Origin of the sequence: Clavibacter sepedonicus, assembly GCF_000069225.1 — a bacterium.
Lineage (GTDB): Bacteria > Actinomycetota > Actinomycetes > Actinomycetales > Microbacteriaceae > Clavibacter > Clavibacter sepedonicus.
In genome coordinates, this window is record NC_010399.1 from 14797 (window position 1) to 39795 (window position 24999).

At 66.8% G+C, this 24999-nt stretch carries 28 protein-coding genes and 1 pseudogene; 18 read left to right on the top strand and 11 right to left on the bottom strand.

Features of this window, described 5'->3' with window-relative positions; genetic code table 11:
- Positions 1–11 precede the first annotated feature (11 nt).
- From CMS_RS15405 to CMS_RS15425, 5 genes are read left to right on the top strand one after another with little or no spacing between them, the layout of a single operon-like run.
- Complete coding sequence (locus CMS_RS15405) at positions 12–1115, top strand: hypothetical protein (RefSeq protein ID WP_012296855.1); 1104 nt, start codon at positions 12–14, stop codon at positions 1113–1115.
- Positions 1112–1567: a hypothetical protein gene (locus tag CMS_RS15410; protein ID WP_012296856.1), complete on the top strand. Its 456-nt coding sequence runs from the start codon at positions 1112–1114 to the stop codon at positions 1565–1567. The genes CMS_RS15405 and CMS_RS15410 overlap by 4 nt, the downstream gene beginning before the upstream one ends.
- A complete protein-coding gene (locus tag CMS_RS15415) occupies positions 1561–2085 on the top strand; it encodes a hypothetical protein (protein WP_012296857.1) in 525 nt (174 codons plus the stop codon). The genes CMS_RS15410 and CMS_RS15415 overlap by 7 nt, the downstream gene beginning before the upstream one ends.
- Positions 2082–2855, top strand: coding sequence for an HNH endonuclease family protein (locus CMS_RS15420; RefSeq protein WP_012296858.1), 774 nt, complete (start codon positions 2082–2084; stop codon positions 2853–2855). Before CMS_RS15415 ends, CMS_RS15420 begins: the two co-directional genes overlap by 4 nt.
- 24 nt (positions 2856–2879) lie before the next feature.
- On the top strand, positions 2880–3440 hold the full coding sequence (locus tag CMS_RS15425) for a hypothetical protein (RefSeq protein ID WP_133064130.1): 561 nt from the start codon (positions 2880–2882) through the stop codon (positions 3438–3440).
- A gap of 10 nt (positions 3441–3450) precedes the next feature.
- Here the strand turns inward: CMS_RS15425 and CMS_RS15430 are convergent, their stop codons facing one another.
- Positions 3451–4413: an IS481-like element IS1121 family transposase gene (locus tag CMS_RS15430; protein ID WP_012296860.1), complete on the bottom strand. Its 963-nt coding sequence runs from the start codon at positions 4411–4413 to the stop codon at positions 3451–3453.
- A 313-nt stretch (positions 4414–4726) separates the two neighbouring features.
- Here CMS_RS15430 and CMS_RS15435 point away from each other — a divergent pair, with 313 nt between their 5' ends.
- A complete protein-coding gene (locus CMS_RS15435; RefSeq protein ID WP_012296861.1) occupies positions 4727–5431 on the top strand; it encodes a hypothetical protein in 705 nt (234 codons plus the stop codon).
- A gap of 50 nt (positions 5432–5481) precedes the next feature.
- Here the strand turns inward: CMS_RS15435 and CMS_RS18390 are convergent, their stop codons facing one another.
- The 3 genes and pseudogenes from CMS_RS18390 to CMS_RS16870 all read right to left on the bottom strand — a co-directional run.
- Positions 5482–6228 carry a trypsin-like serine protease gene (locus CMS_RS18390; RefSeq protein WP_407637331.1) on the bottom strand — a complete coding sequence of 249 codons (747 nt, stop codon included), beginning with the start codon at positions 6226–6228 and terminating at the stop codon, positions 5482–5484.
- Positions 6229–7014: 786 nt separating this feature from the next.
- The gene (locus CMS_RS15440; protein ID WP_012296865.1) at positions 7015–7464 is read right to left on the bottom strand and encodes a hypothetical protein; all 450 of its coding nucleotides are present in this window, start codon (positions 7462–7464) and stop codon (positions 7015–7017) included.
- Positions 7461–7983, bottom strand: a pseudogene (locus CMS_RS16870) (recombinase family protein); the annotation flags it as partial. The gene CMS_RS15440 and the pseudogene CMS_RS16870, both read right to left, overlap by 4 nt.
- Before the next feature lie 101 nt (positions 7984–8084).
- Between CMS_RS16870 and CMS_RS16875 the strand changes: the two are divergent.
- Positions 8085–9047 carry an IS481-like element IS1121 family transposase gene (locus tag CMS_RS16875; RefSeq protein ID WP_012296866.1) on the top strand — a complete coding sequence of 321 codons (963 nt, stop codon included), beginning with the start codon at positions 8085–8087 and terminating at the stop codon, positions 9045–9047.
- Positions 9048–9356: 309 nt separating this feature from the next.
- The gene (locus CMS_RS15455) at positions 9357–9584 is read left to right on the top strand and encodes a hypothetical protein (protein WP_012296867.1); all 228 of its coding nucleotides are present in this window, start codon (positions 9357–9359) and stop codon (positions 9582–9584) included.
- A 1592-nt stretch (positions 9585–11176) separates the two neighbouring features.
- On the opposite strand, the gene CMS_RS15460 is transcribed toward CMS_RS15455, so the two are convergent.
- The 3 genes from CMS_RS15460 to CMS_RS15465 form a co-directional block, all read right to left on the bottom strand.
- A complete protein-coding gene (locus tag CMS_RS15460; protein WP_012296871.1) occupies positions 11177–11650 on the bottom strand; it encodes a trypsin-like serine peptidase in 474 nt (157 codons plus the stop codon).
- A 956-nt stretch (positions 11651–12606) separates the two neighbouring features.
- Positions 12607–12867 carry a putative immunity protein gene (locus CMS_RS18395; RefSeq protein WP_012296874.1) on the bottom strand — a complete coding sequence of 87 codons (261 nt, stop codon included), beginning with the start codon at positions 12865–12867 and terminating at the stop codon, positions 12607–12609.
- Between the two features lie 231 nt (positions 12868–13098).
- Positions 13099–14109: a hypothetical protein gene (locus CMS_RS15465; RefSeq protein ID WP_012296875.1), complete on the bottom strand. Its 1011-nt coding sequence runs from the start codon at positions 14107–14109 to the stop codon at positions 13099–13101.
- 786 nt (positions 14110–14895) lie between these two features.
- Between CMS_RS15465 and CMS_RS16330 the strand changes: the two genes are divergently transcribed.
- Positions 14896–15465 carry a S1 family peptidase gene (locus CMS_RS16330; protein ID WP_223842801.1) on the top strand — a complete coding sequence of 190 codons (570 nt, stop codon included), beginning with the start codon at positions 14896–14898 and terminating at the stop codon, positions 15463–15465.
- A 459-nt stretch (positions 15466–15924) separates the two neighbouring features.
- Here CMS_RS16330 and CMS_RS15475 read toward each other — a convergent pair whose 3' ends face one another.
- Together CMS_RS15475 and CMS_RS15480 are read right to left on the bottom strand one after the other, a co-directional pair.
- A complete protein-coding gene (locus CMS_RS15475) occupies positions 15925–16251 on the bottom strand; it encodes a ribbon-helix-helix protein, CopG family (protein ID WP_012296878.1) in 327 nt (108 codons plus the stop codon).
- A 1-nt stretch (position 16252) separates the two neighbouring features.
- Positions 16253–16708, bottom strand: coding sequence for a hypothetical protein (locus tag CMS_RS15480; protein WP_133064127.1), 456 nt, complete (start codon positions 16706–16708; stop codon positions 16253–16255).
- 26 nt (positions 16709–16734) lie between these two features.
- Between CMS_RS15480 and CMS_RS15485 the strand changes: the two genes are divergently transcribed.
- The 8 genes from CMS_RS15485 (at position 16735) to CMS_RS15525 (ending at position 22398) form a co-directional block, all read left to right on the top strand.
- The gene (locus CMS_RS15485; protein WP_012296880.1) at positions 16735–16989 is read left to right on the top strand and encodes a hypothetical protein; all 255 of its coding nucleotides are present in this window, start codon (positions 16735–16737) and stop codon (positions 16987–16989) included.
- Positions 16990–17019: 30 nt separating this feature from the next.
- Positions 17020–17511 (top strand): hypothetical protein, encoded by a 492-nt coding sequence (locus tag CMS_RS15490; RefSeq protein WP_223842802.1) that lies wholly within the window; start codon positions 17020–17022, stop codon positions 17509–17511.
- A 148-nt stretch (positions 17512–17659) separates the two neighbouring features.
- Positions 17660–18004, top strand: a complete 345-nt coding sequence (locus tag CMS_RS15495; protein WP_106408732.1) for a hypothetical protein — start codon at positions 17660–17662, stop codon at positions 18002–18004.
- A gap of 107 nt (positions 18005–18111) precedes the next feature.
- Positions 18112–18486: a helix-turn-helix transcriptional regulator gene (locus tag CMS_RS16335; protein WP_133064128.1), complete on the top strand. Its 375-nt coding sequence runs from the start codon at positions 18112–18114 to the stop codon at positions 18484–18486.
- 7 nt (positions 18487–18493) lie between these two features.
- A complete protein-coding gene (locus tag CMS_RS15505; protein WP_012296884.1) occupies positions 18494–18940 on the top strand; it encodes a hypothetical protein in 447 nt (148 codons plus the stop codon).
- A gap of 121 nt (positions 18941–19061) precedes the next feature.
- The gene (locus CMS_RS15510; RefSeq protein WP_012296885.1) at positions 19062–19271 is read left to right on the top strand and encodes a hypothetical protein; all 210 of its coding nucleotides are present in this window, start codon (positions 19062–19064) and stop codon (positions 19269–19271) included.
- Positions 19272–19296: 25 nt separating this feature from the next.
- Positions 19297–19878, top strand: a complete 582-nt coding sequence (locus CMS_RS15515) for a Fic/DOC family protein (protein WP_012296886.1) — start codon at positions 19297–19299, stop codon at positions 19876–19878.
- A 972-nt stretch (positions 19879–20850) separates the two neighbouring features.
- Positions 20851–22398, top strand: coding sequence for a ParB/RepB/Spo0J family partition protein (locus CMS_RS15525; protein ID WP_106408731.1), 1548 nt, complete (start codon positions 20851–20853; stop codon positions 22396–22398).
- A gap of 133 nt (positions 22399–22531) precedes the next feature.
- Here the strand turns inward: CMS_RS15525 and CMS_RS15530 are convergent, their stop codons facing one another.
- Together CMS_RS15530 and CMS_RS17520 are read right to left on the bottom strand one after the other, a co-directional pair.
- On the bottom strand, positions 22532–22720 hold the full coding sequence (locus tag CMS_RS15530; protein ID WP_012296889.1) for a hypothetical protein: 189 nt from the start codon (positions 22718–22720) through the stop codon (positions 22532–22534).
- Positions 22717–23025 carry a hypothetical protein gene (locus CMS_RS17520; RefSeq protein WP_012296890.1) on the bottom strand — a complete coding sequence of 103 codons (309 nt, stop codon included), beginning with the start codon at positions 23023–23025 and terminating at the stop codon, positions 22717–22719. Before CMS_RS17520 ends, CMS_RS15530 begins: the two co-directional genes overlap by 4 nt.
- Positions 23026–23435: 410 nt before the next feature.
- Here CMS_RS17520 and CMS_RS15540 point away from each other — a divergent pair, with 410 nt between their 5' ends.
- The gene (locus tag CMS_RS15540) at positions 23436–24338 is read left to right on the top strand and encodes an ArdC-like ssDNA-binding domain-containing protein (protein WP_012296891.1); all 903 of its coding nucleotides are present in this window, start codon (positions 23436–23438) and stop codon (positions 24336–24338) included.
- Positions 24339–24999: the final 661 nt, after the last annotated feature.

The following is a 24999-nucleotide window of genomic DNA, read 5'->3' on the forward strand; positions in this document are numbered from 1 at the left end:
GCGGACATGCGATGAAGAAGTTCCTGGCCGTGACTGCCACGGGGGTCTGTGTCGTGTTCGCCGCGATCGTCGCCATGGTCTCTGTCGTGTTCGCCGCGCCAGGAGGCGGATCCGGCTGCACGGTCGGGTCGGCCAGCATCGACGCGGCGAAGGCGCACGATCCCGTCGCCGGTTACTCCGGCGACCAGCTCGTCAACGCCGCCAGCATCATCAACGCGGGCGCCGCGCTCGGCGTGAGCTCACAGGGGCAGATCGTCGGGGTGATGACCGCGATGGGCGAGTCCGGGCTCCGAAACATCGAGTACGGGGACGCGGCCGGCCCGGACTCCCGCGGTCTGTTCCAGCAGCGCGACACGTGGGGCACGCTGGAGCAGCGCATGAACCCCGCGCAGGCCGCCACGTTCTTCTTCGAGCGCCTGGTGAAGGTCCCCAACTGGCCGTCGATGACGCCCACGGCCGCCGCGCACGCCGTGCAGCGGAACCAGGACCCGGACCACTACACGCGCTGGTTCGAGCCGGCACAGGCCGTCGTGAGCGCCCTCACGGGCTCGGACACGGCGTGCACGGAGGCCGCGGCCGCCACCGTCTCGGGCAACGCGCAGCAGCTCGCGCAGCACCTCGTCGACCTCACGAACCAGGGCACGATCACGTGGCTGTCGCCCTCGCACTTCCCCGAGGTGCAGGCCATCGCCGCCGGGCAGCCGAAGCCGAACTGCGGCATCGACGTCCGGGTCCTCCAGGTCATCACCGTCGCCACGCAGACGTTCCGGTCTATCGGGATCTCCGACGTCAACCGCCTGTGCAGCGGGCAGCGGCCGGGGGCCGGCGATGCGTCCGCGCACGTGGTCAACGGCGGCGGCCACGCCGTCGACTTCTACGCCTTCGACGGCACCCCCACCACCGGCGCCGACCCGAACGCGATCAAGCTCCTCCGCGCCCTCGCGCCCGTCATGCCCGACGGATCCGGCGTCGGCCAGTCCGATTGCCGCGCGAACGCCGGCACGAGTCTCGACCTGCCGATGAAGCAGTTCCCCGACACCTGCAACCACCAGCACGTCCAGGTCGACCCGTGGGGCGACGAACCGATGAAGCTCACCAGCAAGGAGAACCCATGAGCGAATGGCGCTCCACCGAAGACCTCGCCGCGGCCCTGACGTTCGGCGTCTCCGGCTGCGATGCAGCCGCGAACGAGGCGCGGGCGGCGCGGGCCGCCGAAGTCCTGGCCGAGCACTCGGCGGCCGTAGACCGGGCGTACCGCGAGACCGCCGGCTCGACCGTCGATCCGTGGTGGCCCGAGCCGTTCGGCGCACGGATCGTCCTCGAAGCGCGGGGCGACCTCGACGCGGCCACCAGCTCCCCCGAGTTCGAAGCAGAGGTGCAGAAGGGCATGAACCTGCACCCGCGCCATGTCCTCGTCAACGACGAGGACGGGTGTCGCTACGAGGCCTTCACCGCCGCGGCCGAAGAGCTCGAGCAAGTCGTGCCGGCGTGCACTCGGATCCGTGATGCTCTCCGCACGGCCCGCCACGTGAGCGCCTACATCACACCGAAGGGAGCCCCATGCTGACCTCCAACCTGCACCCCCTCGCGATCCTCGGAGCTCTACCGCACGCGGCCGCCGCCAGCGACGTCCCGGCGCGGTACTACTCCGACTGGACCACGTGGTACCCGTGGACGATCGCCCTGGTGTGGTGCGTTGCCTGGGCGGTCGTCTACGTCGGCGTGCTCCGCTTCGCCATCCGTATGAGCGGGGACGGGGCGATCATGGGGATCGCGTCCCTCGTGCCCGCCCTCATCTGGACAGTGACGCTCAGCACGATCGCGGCGTACATCCCCTCCGAGCCGGCCGTCCTCGGGATCTACCTCGGCGGCATCGTCATCCTCGGGGTCACGTTCCTGCTCAGCGAGGTCGGCGGGAAGTGGGGCGCGGGCGGCGCGGCTGTGCTCCTGGTGGTGAACGGCGTGAGCGAGATGATCCGCCGCCTCTCGGCCGAAGCCCACATGTCCGAGGGGACCTTCCTCGCCGTGTCGGTCGTCGTCGGCGGCGTCATCGTCGTCCTCGCGATCGGGAGCAGGGCTCGATGACGCCCCGCACACGACGCGTCTACTTCGCCGCCGCCGCGCTCCTCGGCCTCGGCAGCCTCGCCGGCGGCTACTACGCCGTCGACCTCGTGCACCCGCAGGCGCAAGATGACGCCCAGGCGTCGGCCGTCGACGCGGCGCAGGTGCCGGCCGCGAGCGGTCCCGTGGTCGACGCCTTGACGGCCGCGGGCCTCGTGCGCGGGGGAGTGGTCGACGCGGCCGCGGTGCGGTCGCTCGTCGACAAGCTGCCGGCGGACACGCACGTGAGGACGCCGGCCTACGACCGGGCGGCCTACGGGCCGTCCTGGGCGGACACCGATCACAACGGGTGCGACCAGCGGAACGACGTCCTGGCGCGTGATCTCACGGCGGTCACGTTCACGAAGGCGGATCCCGGCTGCACCGTGGCCATGGGGCACCTGGCCGACGTCTACACGGGGAAGGGCATCGACTTCACCCGGGGGAAGGCGACGAGCGCGGCGGTGCAGATCGACCACCTCGTTCCCCCCAGGTGGGCGTGGCAGCACGGCGCCGCCGCCTGGAGCGGGGAGCGCTGCGAGCAGCTTGCGACGGACGTCAACAACCTGCAGGCCGTCGATGGTCCGACGAACGAGGCGAAGTCGGACCAGGGGCCGGCGACGTGGCTCCCGCCGGCCGCCGGCTATGACTGCCTCTATGTCACCCGATTCGCGTACGTTCTGAGCACGTACGAGCTCACGATCGACGACGCCGACCGCGCCGCTATCGACCACACCCTCGACACCTGCCCGTGACCCGATGGAAGGAACTGCCTCGTGATGAACGTCGCCAGTGAGAGGGACCCGCAGAAGCTCCGCCAGTACCTCCGCGACCCGCACGAGAACGTGCGCGCCGCCGCCATCCTCAACCCCCGGACGCCGCACGACGCTGTGCGCGCGCTGCTGTCGCGCAAGCCTGGCCGGGCGGTGCGAGCGGCACTCGTCCTGCACCCGGTGCTGACCGACGCCGAGCGTGCCTCGCTGCTCCGCAGCGAGGACAGCGAGACGCGCAGCGTGCGGATCGCGATTCTCGCCGCGATGGCCCGGTTCTCTCAGTCGCCCGCCGAGCTCGCGGAGCTCGCCAAGCACCCCGCCACACCCGTCCTCCTCCGCGTGGCGTCGAACCGCCACACCAGCCGCGAAACCCGCGCCGACCTCCGCCACTGGTCCTCTCCTGCTCGTATCCGCGCGTCCCTGCCGAGGCTGTCCCCATCGACGGCACGCCACGCGGATCCCGACCGCCTAGGGATCCTCAGGCAGGTCGTCGAGTACGACCGGGCCGAGAACCGCGCCCGTGCTCATCCTGCACGGCTGGTCGCTCACCTAGACCGCGCGCTCTAGCTGTACTGGGTCATGACGTTGGTGACACTCGGGCCGCGGGCGTGAGCCCGTGGCTTGAGTGGATTCGTTCAGTGTTGTAGTGCTCGATGAAGGGGTCAAGCGCGTCGGCCCGGTGTTGGTTGCTGGTGAAGGGTTGCCGGTAGGCCCACTCGGTCGCGAGGGTCCGGTTGAAGCGCTCGACCTTGCCGTTCTGCCAGGGGCAGTGCGGGCGGATGAACTTCTGCCGCGCGCCCAGGTCCTGGACGGCGTTCTTGAACGCGGTCGAGTGCCGGTAGGCGAACGCGTTGTCCGTGATGACCCGCTCGATCCGGGTGATCCCATGCCCGGCGAAGTACGCCGCTGCGCGGGTCAGGAACCCGGCCGCGGTCGCGCCTTTCTCATCGGGATGGATCTCCGCGTAGGCGAGACGGGTGTGGTCATCGACCGCGGCATGGACGTAATCGAACCCGATCCCGCGGCCGCGGACCTGCTCGCTGCGCCCGTGGACCCGCCAGCCGCCTCCGTCCGGGATCCTCCCGAGCTTCTTCACGTCCACGTGGATCAGATCACCCGGATGCTCGTGCTCATACCGGTGCGCCGTTGACCGGGATGCCCGGATCACGGCCCCGGTGACGGGGTCCAACCATGCCAACGGCGGCGCCCCGTGCCGGCGCAGGATGCGGGAGATCGTGCGGGATGGAACACCTGTCACCGGCGCCAGCCGCGCAGGACCCGCCCGCAACTGGGCCCGCGCTTCCAGCACGGCCCGTTCCCGCTCCGGGCTCGTTCGCCTCGGTACTGACCGGGGCCGCGATGACCGATCCGTCAGCCCTCGCAGCCCCTCGGCACGGAACCGGTTCACCCATCGATGCGCGCACTGCCGCGACACCCCCAGCTCCCGCGCGACGTGCGCGACCGGCCGACGATCCTCCACCACCCGCCGCACGAGGAGAACCCTCCCGTGAACCGTCAGACGAGCATTACCGTGGGACATCGAGGCCTCCTGGCGATGGTTGAACTGAACAGCTCCATCAAGCCAGGAGGCCTCTTCACACGCCCCGAAGTGTCACCAACGTCATGGCCGAGTACAGCTAGCGCCCTCGCGCAGGCAAAGGGCACCGGCCGCAGCAAGTAGGCCCGCCGCCCCATCGGACGAACGCGACGACGACCCGCCGTATTCTCGCCCCCTCCCCATATGGGGAGGGGGCGCCGCTGTCTTCCCATCCAGAGATCCACCGGTGATACCGTCTGCGACGTCGGGCTGTCACGAAACGCCCGCTCGGCCGTCACGGAACAGGGGGTGCGGGGTGAGGCTCGCGATCGCAGATCCGCCGTACCTGGGACGCGCGGACCGCTGGTACGGCGAGGGCCGCGGCGGCGGGCGCACACGGACGGATGGTCTGTGGGCGCGCAACGGCAGGAAGCCCGACTATCACCCCGATGCGGCCGTGTGGGACGACCCTGCCGAGCACCAGGCGCTCATCGTCGCGCTCGAGAGCGACTATGACGGGTGGGTCCTCGCGGGCGCCGCCGACTCCCTGCCCGTCCTCCTCGCGGCGGCGCCGCCCGCCGCGCAGCTCGCGGTGTGGTCGAAGCCGAACGCGATGCCCGGCGGTGCGCGGATCCTCAACCGGTGGGAACCCGTCCTGGTCCGCGTCCCGGACGCACGACGTCGACGGGAGTCCGGGCCGCGCGTCACGGACACCCTGCACGCGGCCACGCGTCAGCAGGGGTTCCTCGGTGCGAAGCCGCCGGAGTGGACGAGGTGGGTCGCGGCCATGCTCGGCTACGACCCGGCCGTCGACGAGCTCCACGACCTGTTCGCCGGCAGCGGCGCCGTGCTCCAAGCGATCACCGCCTACCGGCTGCCGGCGGAGAGCGCGTGCGCATTCTGCAGATCCCCGATCACCCAGCCGTCCTCGGGCCGACGTCGACGAACCTGCGGCGCCGCGTGTCGGCAGCGGCGCGCGCGCCGCGCCGCTGTCTTTGAACTGTCATCCGCGACGCCCTAGACCGACGAGCCCTATTCCGCGGCGCGCACGCAGTTAGTTACCCGGGCGCGCTAACTCGATGGTGCAAGTGCATAATTGGGCTGCTCTCGGAAGAACTCCGATAGAGGTGTGTAAATACTTACGTTCGAGTAGTGCTCTGGATCAGCGGATCCGTGATGGATGCCGAAGAGCACACCGCCGGGGCTGGCAACCGGTCCGCCCGAGTCACCTTGATCCGTGCCCGCGACGGTGCTTCTGATTACCATCTGACCTCGGGCGCGGGCTTCCGCTTCAGCGTTGGGCGGGAGGGTGACGAGTCGGAAAGTGCAGTTCGGGCCGGTCCGGTAACCAGAGGTGCATATCTGCTGCGTTGCACTCGGCTCGCCCATCCCTGCGACAGGAATGGCCCGCTCAAAGTTGCTGTAAGGAAGGTGCAAAACAATCTTGCCAATGGCGCGAGGTGTGAATGACTGAATGATACTGCAGCGGGCGGCCCCACTGTGGGTCGGGCCACACTGTGTGTTTCTATGTGATTCAGGGTTTACGGTGATGAGTTCCAGATCTCGGTCCGGCGACGTCCAGGTCACCCTTCCCACGTTATCCTCCCCAACGCGTACAGTTGCACCCAATGAGGCACAGTGCTTTGCGGTAAGCACATATCGCGTCGCCGCGGAGAACGGGAGAAGCCGGGACAGATACGTCGTTGATTTGAGCACCGCACCGGCCGTGCAGTACGAATCTGCGGTATAGGTGCCGGGCGGACTCGGTTCACTGAAGGTCAACTTCGTTCCCGCGACGATGGGAAGAGACGTGCGCACTGCGCCGACGGCCTGGGCGGACGACGGCGCGACGATGAGGGGAGTCAGGCAGGTCAGTGTTACCGCTGCGCAGGCGATGAGCAGACGTGCTGATCGAGAGGTAAGCGAGTGATGTGTGCGCAACAATCAAGTTCTCCAATAACCCTTTTAGGGACTATCCTGAGCCGTTGACACCAGGTGAAGGTGTTGTTGATGTCCGTAAACGGCGGAAGGTTCATTTATGCTTACTCTCGCAGATGTGATTGGGTCTGCGGCGCGATCGTCCACAGGTCGTGTTTCGTACAGGAGCGCATCGGGCAGTGTTGATGGGCCTTGAGAAGCCGCCTGCCATCTGGTCGTCGGTTGCAGGGGAGGCGCGACCCTGTCACTTGCCGCTGCCGCGTGTATCCCGTAACCATGGCCCGCGGAGCTGGGCATGGTCATCGTCGGTTTTCGGTCGGGTAGGACATCGCGGGCAAACTCGTCGGGTACGCACGGGCCTCGATCCGGCAGCAGAGCACGGACCGCCTGGTAGTTGACGTGCCCGGACAGCATGGTGTACTCCGTGCAGGGGTGATGGGATCCCGTCACGCGTGAGAGACCGAGCGAGTCGCCCCATTGCGGTGGGGTCGAAAGTGATTCTCGCGAGTTCCTGCTGGAAGTAGGGCCCGAGACTTTGCGCTTTAACCGGTCACCCGTCGACGGTGATGATCTGGATCTCGCCGAGGGCGGCGAGCGGTTTGGGGGTCCCCACCCGGTCCTGCACGATGGTGCCGCAGATGACGTCGGCTTCCCACAGCGCACGCTCTACGGGGCTCGTTGATGATCGAGCCGGATCGGAATGCTGAGGGCGTGCGCGGCGCGGAGTGTGTCGAGGTGGTCACGGTCCCGCCGGTCATCTGCTGGCCCGCGTGACTCCGCGACGAGGAGCGCCAGGTCGCGCATCGTGAGCTCGTGCAGAAGCCGTTCCATCGTCTTCCGTCGACTTCGCTCCAGCGGCTCGGTGTTGTCGACCGACCGGACGACGACCAGCCTCTCGAGAGCGAGCCCCGCGACCGCGGCGGCGAGCTGCAGACGCCGGGGGGCGCTCTCCTCGTTCCAGTGCACCTTCCCCACCTTGCTTCGCCGTAGTCCGTGCATCACGTCGCGCACGGTGTCGAGGTGCCGCTCGTCGCAGATCGCGGCTGTGAGGACATAGGTACCAGGATCGCGGTTCTCCTGAGACCCGGTTTGATCGACGAACGCGGTCCGGGTCACGACGTCAGTTCGTCGTCGATGCGGGGCAGCGTGACCTCGGTGCTCGTGGTGACCGGATGCCGGTCGAGTGTCCGGTACAGGTGGCCCGACCGATCCCGAAGAGCTCCACGAGCTCGGAGACGGAGGTGTCGCCTACGCGGTGCAGCGCGATCAGGTGTCGCTCCTGGGCGGGGGAGAGCTTCGGCTGTCGCCCTTTCAGCTTCCCCCTCACCTTCGCATTGGCCGTTCCTTCACGGGTCTGGGCGCGGATGGGGTCGGACTCGAACTCGGCGAACATGCGCGAGCATGTCGAACAAGAGCAGCCCTGTCGGGTCGGTCGGATCGTGCACGGATCCCCCGATGCTCAACGCCACGCCCGCCCTTGGCGGCGAGCTCGTCGGCGATTGTGCGGGCATCGCTGATCGACCGGGTGAGCCGGTCGAGCTTCGTGACCACGAGCGTGTCGCCGGTCCAGCACGCCTCAAGCGCTTTCCCGAGCGCGGGACCATTCCGGTTCGTGCCGGTGAGGCCGTGATCGAGCTAGATGTACTCGGCCATGACGTTGGTGACACTTCGGGGCGTGTGAAGAGGCCTCCTGGCTTGATGGAGCTGTTCAGTTCAACCATCGCCAGGAGGCCTCGATGTCCCACGGTAATGCTCGTCTGACGGTTCACGGGAGGGTTCTCCTCGTGCGGCGGGTGGTGGAGGATCGTCGGCCGGTCGCGCACGTCGCGCGGGAGCTGGGGGTGTCGCGGCAGTGCGCGCATCGATGGGTGAACCGGTTCCGTGCCGAGGGGCTGCGAGGGCTGACGGATCGGTCATCGCGGCCCCGGTCAGTACCGAGGCGAACGAGCCCGGAGCGGGAACGGGCCGTGCTGGAAGCGCGGGCCCAGTTGCGGGCGGGTCCTGCGCGGCTGGCGCCGGTGACAGGTGTTCCATCCCGTACGATCTCCCGCATCCTGCGCCGGCACGGGGCGCCGCCGTTGGCATGGTTGGACCCCGTCACCGGGGCCGTGATCCGGGCATCCCGGTCAACGGCGCACCGGTATGAGCACGAGCATCCGGGTGATCTGATCCACGTGGACGTGAAGAAGCTCGGGAGGATCCCGGACGGAGGCGGCTGGCGGGTCCACGGGCGCAGCGAGCAGGTCCGCGGCCGCGGGATCGGGTTCGATTACGTCCATGCCGCGGTCGATGACCACACCCGTCTCGCCTACGCGGAGATCCATCCCGATGAGAAAGGCGCGACCGCGGCCGGGTTCCTGACCCGCGCAGCGGCGTACTTCGCCGGGCGCGGGATCACCCGGATCGAGCGGGTCATCACGGACAACGCGTTCGCCTACCGGCACTCGACCGCGTTCAAGAACGCCGTCCAGGACCTGGGCGCGCGGCAGAAGTTCATCCGCCCGCACTGCCCCTGGCAGAACGGCAAGGTCGAGCGCTTCAACCGGACCCTCGCGACCGAGTGGGCCTACCGGCAACCCTTCACCAGCAACCAACACCGGGCCGACGCGCTTGACCCCTTCATCGAGCACTACAACACTGAACGAATCCACTCAAGCCACGGGCTCACGCCCGCGGCCCGAGTGTCACCAACGTCATGACCCAGTACAGCTAGATCCGATCCGGTGTCAGCCCGAGCGGCGCGAGGGCGTCCCGCTTCGCGGTGGCGTCCTGCGCGTCGGTCGAGACGCGGGCGTACCCGATGAGCTGTCCTGCCATGCATGCAGCGTCTGAGGTAGCCCCCCCGTCCCCGGATCCACCGCCTGACCAGTCAGATGAGACGCGCGATTCCGCGGTCGAGCACGACGTCGTGAGGTGGTCCGGGGAGGGATCCTTTTCCGGACTACAGGTGCAACAGTCAGTTGCACCATGGGTGCGATTGAGCAGCACGTCCGTGAGAGCGTTGCTGCATGCCCTCACCGCGCCGCAGGCTCAACTTCAAGCTCACACGCTTTGCCGTGTTCGGACTCCTCGCCAGCACCCTGGGCATCGTTTGCATGGTCCGGTTCCTGACATCAGAGAACAAGACGTTCCTGGCCGCCGATTTGGTGTTAGTCGTGTCGGGGCAAATCGGCTTATGGGTGCAAAATCTCAAGCGGATGCGTCAGGAAGACGCGAAGTGGTCGAAGCGCGAGTGAGGGCCGAGTCCGGTAGCCAACAGCTCCCGGTAGACCTACTCGACTAGCGAGGACCTGATTAGGCGCATGGCGAGTCGTCGACAGCGGCAGGCCCGAACTCGTCCCCGAACCGCTTCCACCCCTCGCCAGGCTGCTCGCCCGGCGGAACGACCGGCGGCAGCTCGCCAAGTGGCACCGGTGCAGGCCGAAACGGCCCGTGAGGACGCTCCGCACCGATAGATATACCGCGAAAAACGTGGCGGCCTCTACCCGCACCAATCGTTCCAGTAGTCCGGAATAGGAATAAAAATACCTTTTTGGCCGCATTTGGACGACGCGATGAGTGCGAAAACCGCGCCCAGGAGGCCCCCGACCACGGTGCACACTACCGGGGTCAAGTACAGCTGCGAGCAGGTCACTGTGCCCACCACGCCTAAGGCGCTTCCAACGATCGCTCTTACGGTCATCCCGCCCAAGTGGATGACTGGATGGAATTTGCGGTTTAGCCACCTTTTGAATGACTTCCAGCTCTTGTCATCTCGGAGATGTTGGCCGGGGTTCGGTGTAGTTGAAGGGGGCGGCACGGGCACGAAGGTCACTTGTGCTGATCCTGTTGCGGGGTCGCTTTCTGCGTTCGCGGTCATGGGACCAATTGATTGCCCGCTATGAGACGGGTGGGTAAACGTGGTTGAGTCGGATCTCGCTTCCGCACGGGCGCTGCTTGGTGCGTCGATCACGAGAATGGCCGACACGAAAACGAGAAATACCACGGCGAAGGCCATCGGGTGGCTAATGATGCGGAATCGGGTCGGTGTGGATTGAGAAATGATTGTGATCATGGAGGGCCTCACTGTTCAGCGAAAAACCTAGGAATAGCTCCCCAACTTGTGCGGAGCAAGTGCCGGGTGAGTTGCAACCCGGAGAAGGCGTTGGTACGAGAGGTAGGCGATTCTAGGAAGAGGTCGACGATCGCGAGTAAACGATCCACAGGGGGCATCGCTGCCGCCGCCTCATGAACCCGGGGCACAGAGTGGTGGTGCTGTACGTCCTGCGTGCGAGTCAGCAGGTCTGTACGGGTCACGCGCACAGTCGGATGCGCTGCTGTGTCGTTCTGGGCGGCGTAGCCGGCGCTTGGGTGAATCCGCACAATCTACGGCGCGGTTCGCAGACCGCCGACTACCGAGAGAAGGGGCGTGTCTGATCCTAGGAGCTACTGTCGCCGCGGGTGCGGGCAGCAGACCCAAAGTCGTCGTGCCACTTGTCGAAGGTATCCCCCAAGGCACTCCCTCTACTTTGCGATGCCTGCGTCCTCGTCATCACGACCTGAGCTCGGCTCGCTTCGTGAGACGGAGGCTTGCTCGCTTTGGGGATCGGGGGGGCTGCGCCCCTACGGGTGCTTGATTTTGACTACTGGTGTCGAACTCCCAATAGCGATGGGATCGGTACTACTACGCGCGTCTTCATGAATGGTCTCGTGATGGGACCAGGGTTCCCTCGTTCGCGCGTCCGATGAAACGCCTCGTCATGCAGCGCGTTGGGGGTTTGCCATGTCTCGTGCGTTTGTCATCATCGTCGTTCGGAAGCGGGCACTGTGCGACAGCCGAAGTTGCGTCTTAGCGGTGGAACGAATCGACTAGACGGAACACAAGCAGTTCTACATCCCCGAAGGGGGTGAAGGCGGTGGCTGGTCCGTTCACCGTTTCCAGGGCTCGGCTGATGACTCCCACTTGCGTGCCCTTCGGAGCGGTCGAGGACACGTGATAGACGGCGCCGCCGGACATGCCGGGGCTCGCGATGCACCCGACCATCGCCAGGGAACGTTCGGCCCTCATGCTGTAAGCCGGGCCGACGCATGTCGCTAGGGGTCGAGGAGAGTACCCACTTGCGATATTGGCGTAGGCGAGGCTGAAGTAGTGCAGGCTGGACTTCGCCAGGGTGAAGTCTGCACGCGGGGCGTTGGTCACGGCTTCCAGTGATCGTCCTGCGTGCCGGATGACCTTCACGAACCCGACGTCGTGAGAGTCATCTTCGCGGACCGACCACTCGGGCGGAACCTGGTACGTGTCAGCACGGCCTGCCTTTTCCATCCCATCCTGGGGTGAACGCGACAGATGTTGCAAATTTGCCGTCGGAGACCAGACAGTGGCCTGCGGTAGCGACCATGAGACCGGAATCGGATTGTACGGCGGCTGCAGAGCATTTTTTGTCTCGCCCATCTCGGATGAACGCCAGCGTGCCTACCCACGGTACGCTGGCGATGCTCCCCGATACCGCGTGCACAATGGCGCTGTCGGCGGTAGCGGTATTGAGGCTCGATGGAATGTCGTCGTCCGGTTCAGCAGCTCTCAATCTATCGTCACTCCAGTAGGTCTCCGTAGCAGAGGCCTCGTCGTCCGAGGGCGCGCGAACCTGGTCCGCGGTCACCGCGGCCGTGCGGGAAGGGCCCGTATTCATCGGAAGGGACGCCGCGTGCGCAGCGACCGAGCAGAGAGGCCCCCCGATCACACCGGACGCAAAGATGCACACCGCAGTAGTCACTGCAGCTACCGCCCGGAATCCTCGGCGGCGCCACAGCGCAATGTCGAGAAAACGGGCGCGATCGTCGTTTAGCGCAATTCGCGGCTTGGGGGACATATGACCTCATGTGAGTAGGCGGGAGCGACGTCCTCTGTGGCGGCAGACGCCGGCGGGTGGTGCAACCGATCTTGGCCACGCTGTGCCGGGGCCGCGTGCACTGTCCACAGGCCAGTGATACGTCCGGGCACGTGATTGACGCAGGTGGCCATACCGTCGACTTCTATGTCTTCTACGGCACACCCACCACAGGCGCCGACCCGAACGCGATGAAGATCCTCTGCGCCCTCGCACCGGTCATGCCCAATAGATACGGCGTGGGCCAGCTCCGATGGACTTGGCCAGCGCATCCCCTCGTCCAGGCCGGAGCCGCGCGACGCCGGACTCGGGCTCAAAGCTCCTCGGGAACATCGTACTGGGCACGCGTGCCGATTCTCACGTCCGGTGAGGGATTGCGTCCCGGAATGAGCTAGCGGCCATTGGGTAACTTGATAGGTCGGAGACTCCAATCGGGGGAGTCCCGCTGTCGTTGCCGTTCGGTCTCGAGGTCGGCGACACCCGACTCGTGCAGCGCGATGGCCTTCGTGGCATACGTCGCGGCGTGGGGGGAGTAGTCGAACTTATGGGCGACCGAGGCCTCCTGCCGGCCGCTCGAACAGCGGCGGTTGCCGCGTCGGCGCCGACCTGAGCCACGCGCGGCCGCATGCGCCGCGGAGCGGCATTCCGTCATGAAGGAGCTCGCCTCGTTCCCAATACTAACGGTAGGAAGAACTTCGAACGTGGCCGTCACGGAGCGGGTGTGCTGCCCGCCCGCAACGGCTCAGTGTGCTACGCGACCTCAGCGGGAGTCGGTCGAGTGTCAGCTATATCCTGCTTGACGGCGCCCCTCAGGTGCTTAGTGCACGTGCGATCACCATGAGCTGTAACAACAGGCGATCGATGCTTCGGGGGAGCGCTTGAGTTAGTTGCCGCAGTGGCTGTTTCCGAGATCGGGGAACTTGATGTACAGGAACTTCAGGTGACGGGGCTCGCAGCTTAATGCGACCGCCCCGAGGGCGATGAACGCGGCGGCACCAATGGATGTGAAGATCGCGGAGGCGATGAATCCGAATGCGCCAGCGACAAGGGCCGCAATGCCTGCCGCCGTGCCGCCTCCGAGGAGGGCATCTCCTACAGGGGCGGTGATCCTCACGGTTCCCCAATGATGGAAGAAGTGCTTGAACTTGCGCCAGAACGATAGCTGTGTGCCGACCTCCGGGTCGGGTGCGGGGGTGGCTGCCGACTGCAGGATCTCGGGTTGACCTTGGTCTGTGTCGCTACCCAGCTGTCCCCAGGCGGGAGTACTGCCGGTACTCCGGAGCTGCTCGACTTCGGCCGTCATCCCTTGAGTCAAGGTGCCGCGGTCAAGAGCGGGGCTTCCCTGCGCGCGTCCGGCGATGCTCGCGTCGACGAGCTGGTCAACGGTGATACGCCCGTCAACGACGTCCTGCAAAAATGAGCCGTCCTGCACAGATACGGCGATCGACTTCTCGGCGGCGTTCGCTGCCGGGGTAGCCGTCGTGAGCGACCCGACGATACTGAGCGTCGCGACCGTTGCGACTACGGCCCAACCGCGACGGCGGTCGTCACGGGAGGTCAGGGTCAAGTGCGATGCGATAGAGGGCTGCATGGCGCGTGTCACGTCCAATCGGATGGCTGAGCCCACAAGATACGGGGCGACCTCGAACCCATGGCAGGTTTCACACAGGCCGGTTGCCCGCTCATACTCGAAGGTGCCGGCGTAGAGGTCGCCGGCCGCGTGGATGTCCGCCGTCCGTGCGGTTGTGCTCTCGACCGAGGGCCACGCCGCCCGCGCAGGCTGACTGACGTTGTCGTCCGCGACTATATGACTGTGGTTGTCGTGAAGCGCAGGGCGGTGGACTTCAGGGCCGCCCGAATCGTGACCACCAGTATCCCGTCCGTCGCTCGGCACGCTACCCGGTTCATTCGCGAGCAGGTGGCACAGCGCGTTGCAGAACGTGCTTCATCGCAGCTCATCGCGCCGGCGTTTCCCGGGACAATTGTCGCGGGTCGTGAACTGACGGTCGAGCAGACGCGGGCGACGTTCTTCGGGCACGGCGGGTCGGGTGCCGCACGGCCGCGTAGCGGACGGCCTTGCACCATGGCTGGACATAGAGCAAAGTATTGGTGCCCGATGCAGATTCAGCGATTACGCGAACTGGTCGCGCACTGGTAATACGAAACGCGACGCCCAGCGACCATGCCAGCTGACACTGCAAGGGCTACGGGCCCGGACTATTCGGCGAGGGAGCAGGCGCAAATCGGAGACGGTGGCATCCTCCCCGCTAGCGGCTCCCGACGCTATCGATCAGTTGTCACCCATTTGTACCTTAACTCGTGCGTGAGCTCGAGTCGCACCTGTGGAGAGCGCGCCTACCTATCCATTCTCTTGAACTAGTGTCGGATTCTGTGAGAATCCCTAGTAAGAGCATATTAACCCTCGTCCTCGCGTTTGCCACGATTCTGGGGTGTTGCTCCATCGCCGCGCCCGCCCGCGCGCCCGCCCGCCCGCCCGCCCGCCCGGGCGGTCGATCGCCTCGCCCGTAACTCGTTACCTGTGGTAGCCGGTACCCACCTCATCTTCAGCGAGAGCCATGGTTCTACTTACACCAGGGACTATGACTGCACTGCTGGAGCCGTGCTGACAGGAACTGGCATCCTGTCGCGGATCACGCCTTATCAGCGTGCCGTCCGCTACGTGGCGACCACGAAGCACTGCGGTGGTCGGGGCGCCCACGTCCGCGTCTACGACGTTGAGGTCGGGACAGTCATCTGGGAATCGCCAGACACCGACCTCTCGATTATCCGGATCGAACCCTTGCAGACGACGAGGAGAAGCTGCTATCCGACGTCGGCGGGTATCCGCTGCACGCTCACTAGTGACTACGAGCCTCGGGCGCGGAGTGAGGTGCTCGCCGTGAGGAATCGCTCCGGGCAGGAGTCATCCGTGCCGGTAGCCGGAACCAAAGTCCCGGATGCTCGGGAGATCTTTTGCACCAGCGGGTACATAACTGGGATTATGTGCAACTATGTATCTGTCGCCTCGCCGCCCGGGCTGGAGGTGGAGAATCAGGAAGTTGTTGCGGAGACTTTTTCAACAGCAACACGGACAGGCGACTCCGGGGGGCCTGTACTCGGCAGGGACATGAAGCTCATTGGCATCATCGGTGCCGCTGGCTTGCCAGGTTCAGGGCGCGAGACCTATATGAGTTACGTACCCATGGCTGTGCTCTTCCGAGAGCAACCGTATTACGCCCTGGCGATGTAGCTGAGCGCTTCATCGAGGCCTGCATGTGAGCTTGCCATTTCAGTGAGGAAACAGAGGCTCTTGGCGGATGGCATGGTCATGTCCGACGAGCTACTGGGTGCGTATTTCACTGCCCGCCACCAACCGGAGGCGACTCTTCAGCACGCCCTGAGCGCGGCATCGCTGTGACAGGAGCGCAGGAAAGCGAGACACTGGCGCCGCACATGACATAAGATACATTATCGGCTTAAGGCTTCGGTGCCGAAGTGGCCAGATCCGCGGCCCAGACGAGCGGGACCAGGCCGGTGAGCGAGATGCCAAGGACGCGAGATTCCTGAGTCACCGGGTAGAACGTGAGGCCGATGCGAGGACGAGCGTCGCGCCCAGAAAGATCAGGACCAGCACGGTTCATCCTCCGTCGTGCTCGTAAGTGGCCGTGGAGTGGTCATGGCTTGGTTCCTTCTCGGGTGGTCTTGGCGCTTACGATGCGCGGATGTAGGCGGCGGTGGCTTCGCGGATGATCCGGGACTTGTTGTTGTGCCCCTGGCGCTTGGCGAGCGCTTCTACCTGCGCGTCGAGGGCCTTCGTGGCGCGCACCTTCCACATGGGTCCGGTGGGCTCCTCGGCGTCGAGTCGTGGGCGGCCGAGGGCAACGGTCATCGCGTCCTCGAGGGTGTCGGTGCCGGTGGCGTCCATGAGCATGGCGCGGCCGGCGTCTGCGGCGGCGGAGCCGTGCAGGTCCGTGCCGGGGATGGGCGCGAACTCGCCGCGCTCGGCGCGAGCGGCGAGATCGTTGTAGTCGGTCATGTCAGTTCCCTTCGTTGAGCAGGTGCCGGTACAGATCGCTGAGCGGCATGACGTGGAAGATCGTGACCGTCCTCGGCGGCCGCATGGCGGCGATCACTTCGATGTAGCGATCGGTCTGCCCGTGCGGGTGTCCGACGTAGACGGTGGTGACCTCGCCGGGGCGTCCGTCTATCTGCTTCGCACCCTCCGCGTGACCGATCGCGTACAGCGCATCATCGCGCGGGATCCCGTGCTTGCCTGCGTTGCTCGTCCACTCAACTCCCACGCATAAAGAGTACCACAAAAGTAGGGCCACACAGAATGTCGAGTTGTTCTCATCGGGGCTGAGCTGATGGTCGAGGTTGCCGCGGCTTCGTTCCGCTGCGCTCCACGAACCCGCGCCATCGTCCATGTCTTCCGCGGCCGCCGTCGGTGTTGTCCGAGATGCGCGCGGAGGTAGTGTGCTCTCTTCGGGCAATGCCGGGAGTCTGGTGAGGGAGAGCGATGTCGCTCCTGCTGCACGTGTACGTCTACCGCGAAGGGTCCTACTGGATCGTCGCCATTCCCGCTATGGGTGCTGTCACCCAGGCGCGGTCGACCTCGGAGATCCGTCTGATGGCGCGAGAGTGCACGGCGCTTCTACTCGACGTCCCTCTCGCGCGGGTCCGGATCGGCGCGGTGCGCCGCCGTTCCCAGTCGCAGGTGGAGGATCATCCGCCGCAGGTACCCCTGTCACAGGTCGGTGCTGGAATCAGGTGAGGATGGGGCAAGAGGTGGTGATCGGTCGTGGTGTTCAACGGTGAGGTCGTGTCGGTGACGGAGATGATCCGACTCGCCGAGGAGGCGCCTGATGCGCCGGTGAGCTCGGCGGGTGTCCTGCACACGGCCGCAGGTAACGCCCTGGACGCGGCCGAGCTCGTCGCCGATGGCCAGCCGCCGACGGCCGGATGGCGGTTCGGTGTTCTGCAGACCCTCGATGACTACACGTCGACGTGCCGTCGCGGCGGTATCGCGCTCGGCGCCAGCGTCTTCACGGATCCGCCGGCGTCGACGGGATCCGTCGAGCTCGACGCCGCGTTCGCTGCGCTGGCCGAGTACCTCGCCGAGCGGGACGGTTGGGCTCCCCCGGCCTGGACCTTCGACGCGTGGCGCTCTGTCGTGCCAGCGGAGTGGTGGGCGTCGACGCCGAGCATCTACCGCGACCTCGCCCTCGAGGAGAGCCCGCGGCCGTTCCGTGACCGTGGCATATGGATCACGCTCAGCGGCCTCGCGCGGGCGTGAGCTGCCTCCAACAACGCCCCTTGTCGGGCTCCTCGGTTACGATTTCGAGATGGTCCTAAATAGGCGTGAGGGTTCCGACTCCCGGTGCTGTCAGCCGAGCCCTGCTGGGTACGTTTGGCGCGACTACCGCGACAACGCGCATGCGTCCGTGGCGGAGCTCGAGGCCTGGCTCGGTACGCTCGCTCCCTTCGCCCGAGCGCACGAAGAGGGCGTGCTGGATGACCTCATGGAAGCGGCGGCGCGGGGCGAATTGGAGGACTCAGGAGACGAGAAGACTCCAATCAAGCCCGTTGTCCTCGATCCGGAGATTTTCGAGCTCCGGCACACTGCTCTGTCCAAGGCGCTGAGATTCTACCACGGGGAGCCTGCGAGCTTGAGCACGATCCTGGTTCGCCTGCACGAGCACATCAAGACCACCACTGAGGCGCAGCAGACCGAGATTGAGTTCGCCGCGGATCGCTTCGATGCCGGGCGCCCCTCGTCTTGGGTGTAACCCGATTACACTGCTTGCAGGTTGTGGTCGTAGGCTCCATCTCATGTCCCTGCTCCAGACGATGACGTCGCCTCTCGCTCTCCAGAGGGCGAAGGCTCGTGCCAAGCGTGCTCGCACGTGAAGACCGTCTCCTCAAGGCTGACCTCGTGCGCATGCGCCAGGAGGCCGGCCTCACGCAAGCGATGGTCGGCGAGCTGATGGGAACGAGCCAGCAGGCGGTCAACAAGATCGAACGCTACGACTCCGACCCCAAGCTCTCGACCCTCCGCCGCTACGCCAACGCGGTCGGTGTGCTGGTCGAACACCGAGCCACCAAGGATGTGGGGCAGTCCATCAACGCTGCATCTGCCACGCGTTGGGGGTCCCCTTCTCGAGTCACTTCAAAGACCTTCGTCACGGAGCTGGTGGTTCGGTCGATGACGACGGCGGGCTGGACGGGCTCAAAGTCTGCTGACCTTCCCGTCCCGGCACGGGCAGCCTGACACCGCCGTGGTCGATCTGTCGCAGCAGGAGGTTGAGCTTGTCATGGCCCTCCGTGCAAGCTCCAAGCTGGAATCGGTCGAGTGCCACGAGATGTCAGCGAAGAGGAACGATCATCCCCCGGAGCCAGATGCTCCCGAGGAAGGCAACGTCAACATCGCTGCCCAGTACAGGCACGACGACGGCAGCTTCGGGGTTCGCCTCATCGCCCATGTGACCATCCCAATCGGTGAGGTGACGGTCAGCATCGCCGGCGAGTACTCGCTCAACGAGGAGTGCGCCCCCTCAACGCGAACCGTCCAGCAGTTCTGCAACGAAGTGGCCATCATGTCCGTCTTCCCCTACCTCCGAGAAGCGGTCTCAACGGTCTCCGGGCGCGTGTTCGGCAACCCCCTGTACCTGCCCATGGTCGACCGCGGCGAGATCGCGCTCGACGTCGAGGAAGTCTCGGCTTAACCCGGGGCTCTCTGCCGGCTCAGCTCGTAGTTTCGGCACTTGGTTTGCGGCTTCGAGCAGGCACACTTTCCACGCGCAGAGCCTTGGAACGCCGTACAATTGAAGGTGAGCAGGGGGTCCCATGAGCACCAGGATCACGCAGCGTAGTGCGCAGGACGTCGACGTCGAGCAGGGCATGGCGCTGGTCGAGAAGGCACAGCAGCTCGCCGGACACTTCCCGAACGCCGAGGCGCTCGGCCGCGCCCGTCGTGTCCTCGAGGGGACGATGACCGAGGACGAGGCTCGCGCGGAGGTCGCAGCGAAGTACGGGTTTCCCCTCCGCCAGCGCTGAGCGCCGGCGGCGCCCTGACGACCGCATGAGCGTCGACGATAAGTACACGTACCCGGGCAGCGGCGGCGTCCTCATCAACGCAGCGGGCATCCGCGACCACGCGCAACTTGACGAGGCGATGAACGACGTCGCGTCGGTCGTGCTTGCGAAGATCTACACTGAGCCTGCCCCGGAGCGCCTCGACCTCGAGTACCTCCGTGGCATCCACGTGCGCATGTTCGGGGATCTCCTCCCTGGGATCGCGGGACGGATCCGCGACGTCGACGTGCAGGCGACGGGGACCGGGATCCCGTACTGCAGGCCCGACTTCATCGAGGTCAACCTCGACACGCTGTTCCGCAAGCTCGAGCGGGAGGACTACCTCACCGGACTCGACCCGGACACGTTCACTGAGCGGCTCGCCGACCGCTGGGGCGAGCTCTCCGCGATCCATCCATGGCGCGACGGCAACACCCGCAGCCAGTCCATGTTCGTGGCCGCTCTCGCGCAGCGGGCCGGCCACCCGATCGACTGGGCGAGCGTCGACGTCGACGAGCTCCGCCACCACCGCCTGCAGGCGGTGGTGGCACCGACCGCCCCCTCGCCGTGTACCTCCGAGCGCACCTGATCGACACCGCGCTGACCAGAGAGCCCGAGGGTGCGGCGCCGCTCAGCGCGGCGCGCACCGCGGGCCGCGAGCCGGGGCCGTCCCGCGACGACGGCGAGGCGCTAGCGTACAGCCGACGCGAGCTCGCCGAGCGCGAGATGCTCCGCACGGCGGGGATCGGCCCGGACGAACGCAGTACTCCTCACCGCGGCTCGTCGTCGACGAGCGCGGGATCGCACGAGCCTCACCGTGCTCGCGGGGACGACCCCCTCGAGCGATAGCCGTCGCTCAACGACAGCGAGTCCGCACGCCGGCCGCGCGAGCGGGTGCGACCGGACCAACGTGCAGAAGGGCGACCACATGAAGACCCGCGGCGCGTGACGCCGCGTCGGCCGCGTCAACCGCGGGACGGTGAGCGTCGAGACCGGCTACTCCTGGACCGACACCACGCCCTACGCCGAGATCCAGAAGCTCCGCCGGCCCGAGTAGCACCGGCGACCCGGGATCCCCGTCGACGCCGACGAGCATCCCGGGCACCACTCCCCCGGACGGGCCCTCCGGGACTCTGCCACCCGGCGCCGGACGGCGCCGATGTGCCGGCACGCCGGCGAACGACCTGAGCTGTGCCGCTGCGCGGTGCCGTCCACCTCAGCGGTGCCGCTGCGCGGAGGTGTTGGCCTGAGCTGTGCCGCTCCGCGGCGCCCTCTGTCTGATCGGAGCCGCTGCGCGGCGCTGTCTGGGCCCTGGCGGGCCCGTCGTTTTGCCGTGAAGCCTTCGGCGGCTCGGTCGCTGCGCTCCCTCGTAGCCACCTGCGGGCTCCGCGCAAGCGGCTCCGCCGCCGGCTCCTCCGAGATTTTCGGGACGCGGTCGCAAGCTCCCTTATTTCGCCCCGAAATTCTCTCCCCCACCGCCCTTCGGGTTGCACTACGCCCTCCGGTCGCTAAGGCGTAAAAACGCCTTCACGGCAAAAAACGAGTGGAAGAGAGAACACACGTGACGATTACCGAGAACACCACCAGCACCAACGGGGTCACCGAGTACCTGGACCCGAACACGCTCATCATCGAGGAGAACGTGCGCCCCAGCGCAGACCTCAACCGGGAGTTCGTGCAGAGCATCAAGGCGAACGGCGTCCTGGTGCCCGTCATCGCACGCCGCGACTCCGAGGGCCGCGTGCTCGTCCGGGCCGGACAGCGCCGCACCCTCGGCGCGCGTCAGGCGGGCGTGGCCACGATCCCGGTCCACGTCATCGACGCGGACGAGGCCACCACCGACCGGATCGTGCAGCAGCTCGTGGAGAACGACCAGCGCACCGGGCTCACGGACGTGGACCGCACGGTCGCGTTCAAGCAGCTGCAGTTCGAGGGCCTCAGCGCCGCCGCGATCTCCAAGCGCACCGGGACCGGACCCCGCGTGGTCAAGAAGACCCTGGCCGTCGCGAACACGCCCTCCGCGGCCGCGGCGCTCACGGATCACCAGCTCACCTTGGACCAGGCCGCCGCGCTCGTAGAGTTCGACGAGTACCCAGACCTTCAGGCCCGCCTCATCGAGACCGCTCGCGCCCACCCGGCGCAGTTCGACCACCAGCTGCGCTACGCACAGCAGGATCTTGCGCGGAAGCACGCCGTCCAGGCAGTGGCCGCCGACCACGAGAGCCGCGGCTACGTCATCGTGGATCCCCAGAACCCCGAGCACGCGGACTTCGTGCCCGTGCGGGACCTCGTGACGGTCGAAGGCGGCGACGCGCTTCTGACCCCGGAGAAGATGGACACGCTCGACGGGCGCGGGGTGCGCGTGGTCGCGTACCTCCGCGAGCCGGAGGCGGTGTACTACCTCCGCGACCCCCAGGCCGTCGGCTACCGCCGAGACGAGACCACCGGGACGCGCACGAGCCCGGCGACGGGCGCGGGCTCCCAGACCGAGGAGCAGAAGGCCGAACGTCGCCGGGTCATCGCCAACAACAAGGCGTGGGACGCTGCCGAGAGCGTGCGGCGCGAGTTCGTCGCCGCGCTCGTCACCCGGAGGTCGCTCCCGAAGGACGCCGGACAGGTCATCGCAGCCGGGCTCACGACCCACCGTCACGAGGTCGGCCGTGCGGTGCAGGAGGGCAGCCCGCTCGCTCACGAGTTCCTGGGCGTGGAGCGCGACTACGGGTACTACGGCGACGGCCTCGGCAAGTACGCCGCGGCCACGCCCACGAAGGCGCAGCACGTCGCCCTCGCCGTCGTCCTCGGCGGCATGGAGGCCGCGCTGAACCGCGACTCGTGGCGAAGCGTCTCGGCGCCGGCGGCCGCGTACCTCCGCCAGCTCGCCGCGTGGGGGTACACGCTCAGCGAGGTCGAGCAGATCGTCCCCGACGCCGACGACTCACGCCGCGCCCAGCGCGACGCCGACGATGCCGACGAGTCCGCCGACGCCGCGGAGGGCACGAGCGAGGCCGGATCGGACACGACCGAGCCCGGATCGGACACGACCGAGCCCGAAACGGACACGAACGGCCGCGAATTGGACACGGAGGCCGCCCCGGACCTCGCCGTGTAGCCGCAGCGGGGCGCTCCTGGTCAGGAGCGCCCCGCCCCGGCCGGGCACCACGGCCGCCGCGGGCGCCCGGCGAGGGGCGATCCCCTCGCGCTCCCCCGTCGACGGCGCACCGCGCCTCAGCGGCCGCGGGCGGTCACATCGGGATCCGGAGCCCGCCCGCCTCCTGGAGCGCCACGTACGCGGTCGCGAGCGCCCCGACGACGATGGCGAACAGGAGCAGCAGCACACCGCCGACGATGCCCACCGCCGTCCGCGAGCGGATCCAGTGGATGGCGACCGCCGCGGAGGCGAGCGGTGCGAGCAGCACGGCCGCGTAGATCACTCGTGCTCCCCCAGGACCGCGGCGATGCCGTCCATGAGCGTGCGCGCCCCGAAGCCGAGCAGGCCGATGTCGAACATGCGGGCCGTGAAGAACAGCCGTTGCTCCTCGGAGTCCCGCGCGATGTACGCCACGACGTCGCCACCATGCACCACGTCGAGCTCCGCGTGGCGGTCGTACCGCTCGAACTGCTCGAGCCGCGACACCTTCGCCGATGCCTGCACCACGAGCGCGAGCCCCCGGTACCCGACGTGCACCGGCTCCTCGCGGATCCGCTGCACCTGCTCGTCCGTCATGACGTAGTCCACGCGGACGACGATACGGCCGCTTGCCCCGCCGACCGCTGCCGCCGTCGGCGCCGGTGCACTCCCCCGTCGACGTCGCGTTGTGGAGGAGCCCGTGGTGCGCCGCGTGGCGGCGCGCGCGGCCAGGCCGCGCCGGTCGCTTCGCTCCATCGGAGCCGCTGCGCGGCACAGCACCGGACCCTGCGGGCCCGTTCATATGCCGTGAAGCCTTCGGCAGTGTGCGGTCGGCCGGCTTCCGCGCAAGCGGCTGCGCCGCCGGCTCCTCCGAGACTTTCGGGACGCGGTCGCTTCGCTCCCTTATTTCGCCCCGAAACTCTCTCCCCCACCGCCCTACCGGGTTGCACTCCACCCGACCTCCCTGAAGGCGACAAGCGCCTTCACGGCAAAAGAACGAGGAGGAGAGGGAGAGAAATATGACTACCAGCACCGTGTCACGTCTAAAGACCACGGCCCCGCGCAAGAGCGCCGAGGAGCGCAAGGCCCAGGCTGAGGCGCTCCACGCGAGCATCGCAGATCAGATCGACGCACTACGCGACAGCGACGAGTGGCGGCGCTACCTCGACCGAGTGCGCGATTTCCACCAGTACAGCATCGGTAATCTGCTGCTCATCATGCAGCAATGCCCCCACGCCCGCGCCGTCGCGGGATTTCGGCAATGGCAGGCCCGCGGCCGCCAAGTGCGGAAGGGCGAGAAAGCCATCCGCATATTCGGATACAGCCAGAAGAAGATCACTGAGGAGGACGCGCAGGGTGAGGGGACCGAGTGGCGCATTCCTCGGTTCCCTGTCCTCTCGGTCTTCGACGTGAGCCAGACGGACACCATCGACGGCGTCGAGGACGCCGAGCTGGTGCACGACCTCACCGGGGCCACCGATCACGGCGTGATCGAGGCCCTCACGGCGTTTCTCGCAGTCGAGGGGTGGACGGTAGCCCGCGAGCACCTGGATGGCGAGAGGAAGGGCTGCGCCCGCCCCAGCGACCGATCCGTCGTCGTCGAGTTCGACGTCGCCCCCGAGCAGGCCGCGAAGACCCTGATCCACGAGACGGCCCATGTCGTCCTCGGCCACACCGACAACCTGGCCGGGTACTGGGAGCACCGGGGGATCCAGGAGACCGAGGCCGAGTCCGTCGCCTACGTCGTCGCCGGAATGCTCGGATTCGACACCAGCGCCTACAGCATCGGCTACATCGCCGGATGGGCAGACGGCGACGCCGAACTCGTCAAGAGCACCGCCACCCGCGTCCTCGCTGCCGCACACCGCATCGCCGCCGTCCTCGAGCCGGACGACCCCGACGATGTCCCCGCGGCCGCGTGACCTGGGCTCCCGGCCGGACTGACGAGGTCCGGCCGGGAGGCCCCCGGTGTGGCCACCCCCTACGCAACCGGACCCAGAACCCCGACTCGCGCCGTCGAGAGCGCGGGTAGCCGCTTCGCGGCAGGCAGCGACGACCTGGTGAGAAGTGCGCAGCCGCCTCCCCGACATCGGGTGTCCGTCGGCAAAAGCACCGGACCAGAGCGCTGATGGATTTCCAGCCCTCCCGCAGTCATTCACCCCCCAATGTCACCGCCCACAGACCCGCCTTGGCCCCAGGTTCCCGCATGTGATTCGCTCACAACAGCCCCCTGTACCGCACAGCGCACCATCCAGTGCACTCCGTGAATTACCCCCAGGAGCTCGGTCACGAGATGACTACATACCCATTTCGCAACCCTCGTAAATAGGGCAAGTTCCCAAGAAAAAAGGTTCAAAGATATTGCCTAGAGGGCCCCGATGCCGTATTGTTCTATATATGAAAAGCAACCGCAGCGGCACCGACGAGAACGGAGCTCCGATGAACACCACCAGCGCCACGAACCAGGCCCTTGCACAGGTCGTCGGTACTTCGACTGTCGGCGAATACGTCGTTCCGGTCGACCCGATGGACCTCCTCCAGTGCGATAGCTGCCAGTAAGACTTTCTTCTCTAGGAGACATTG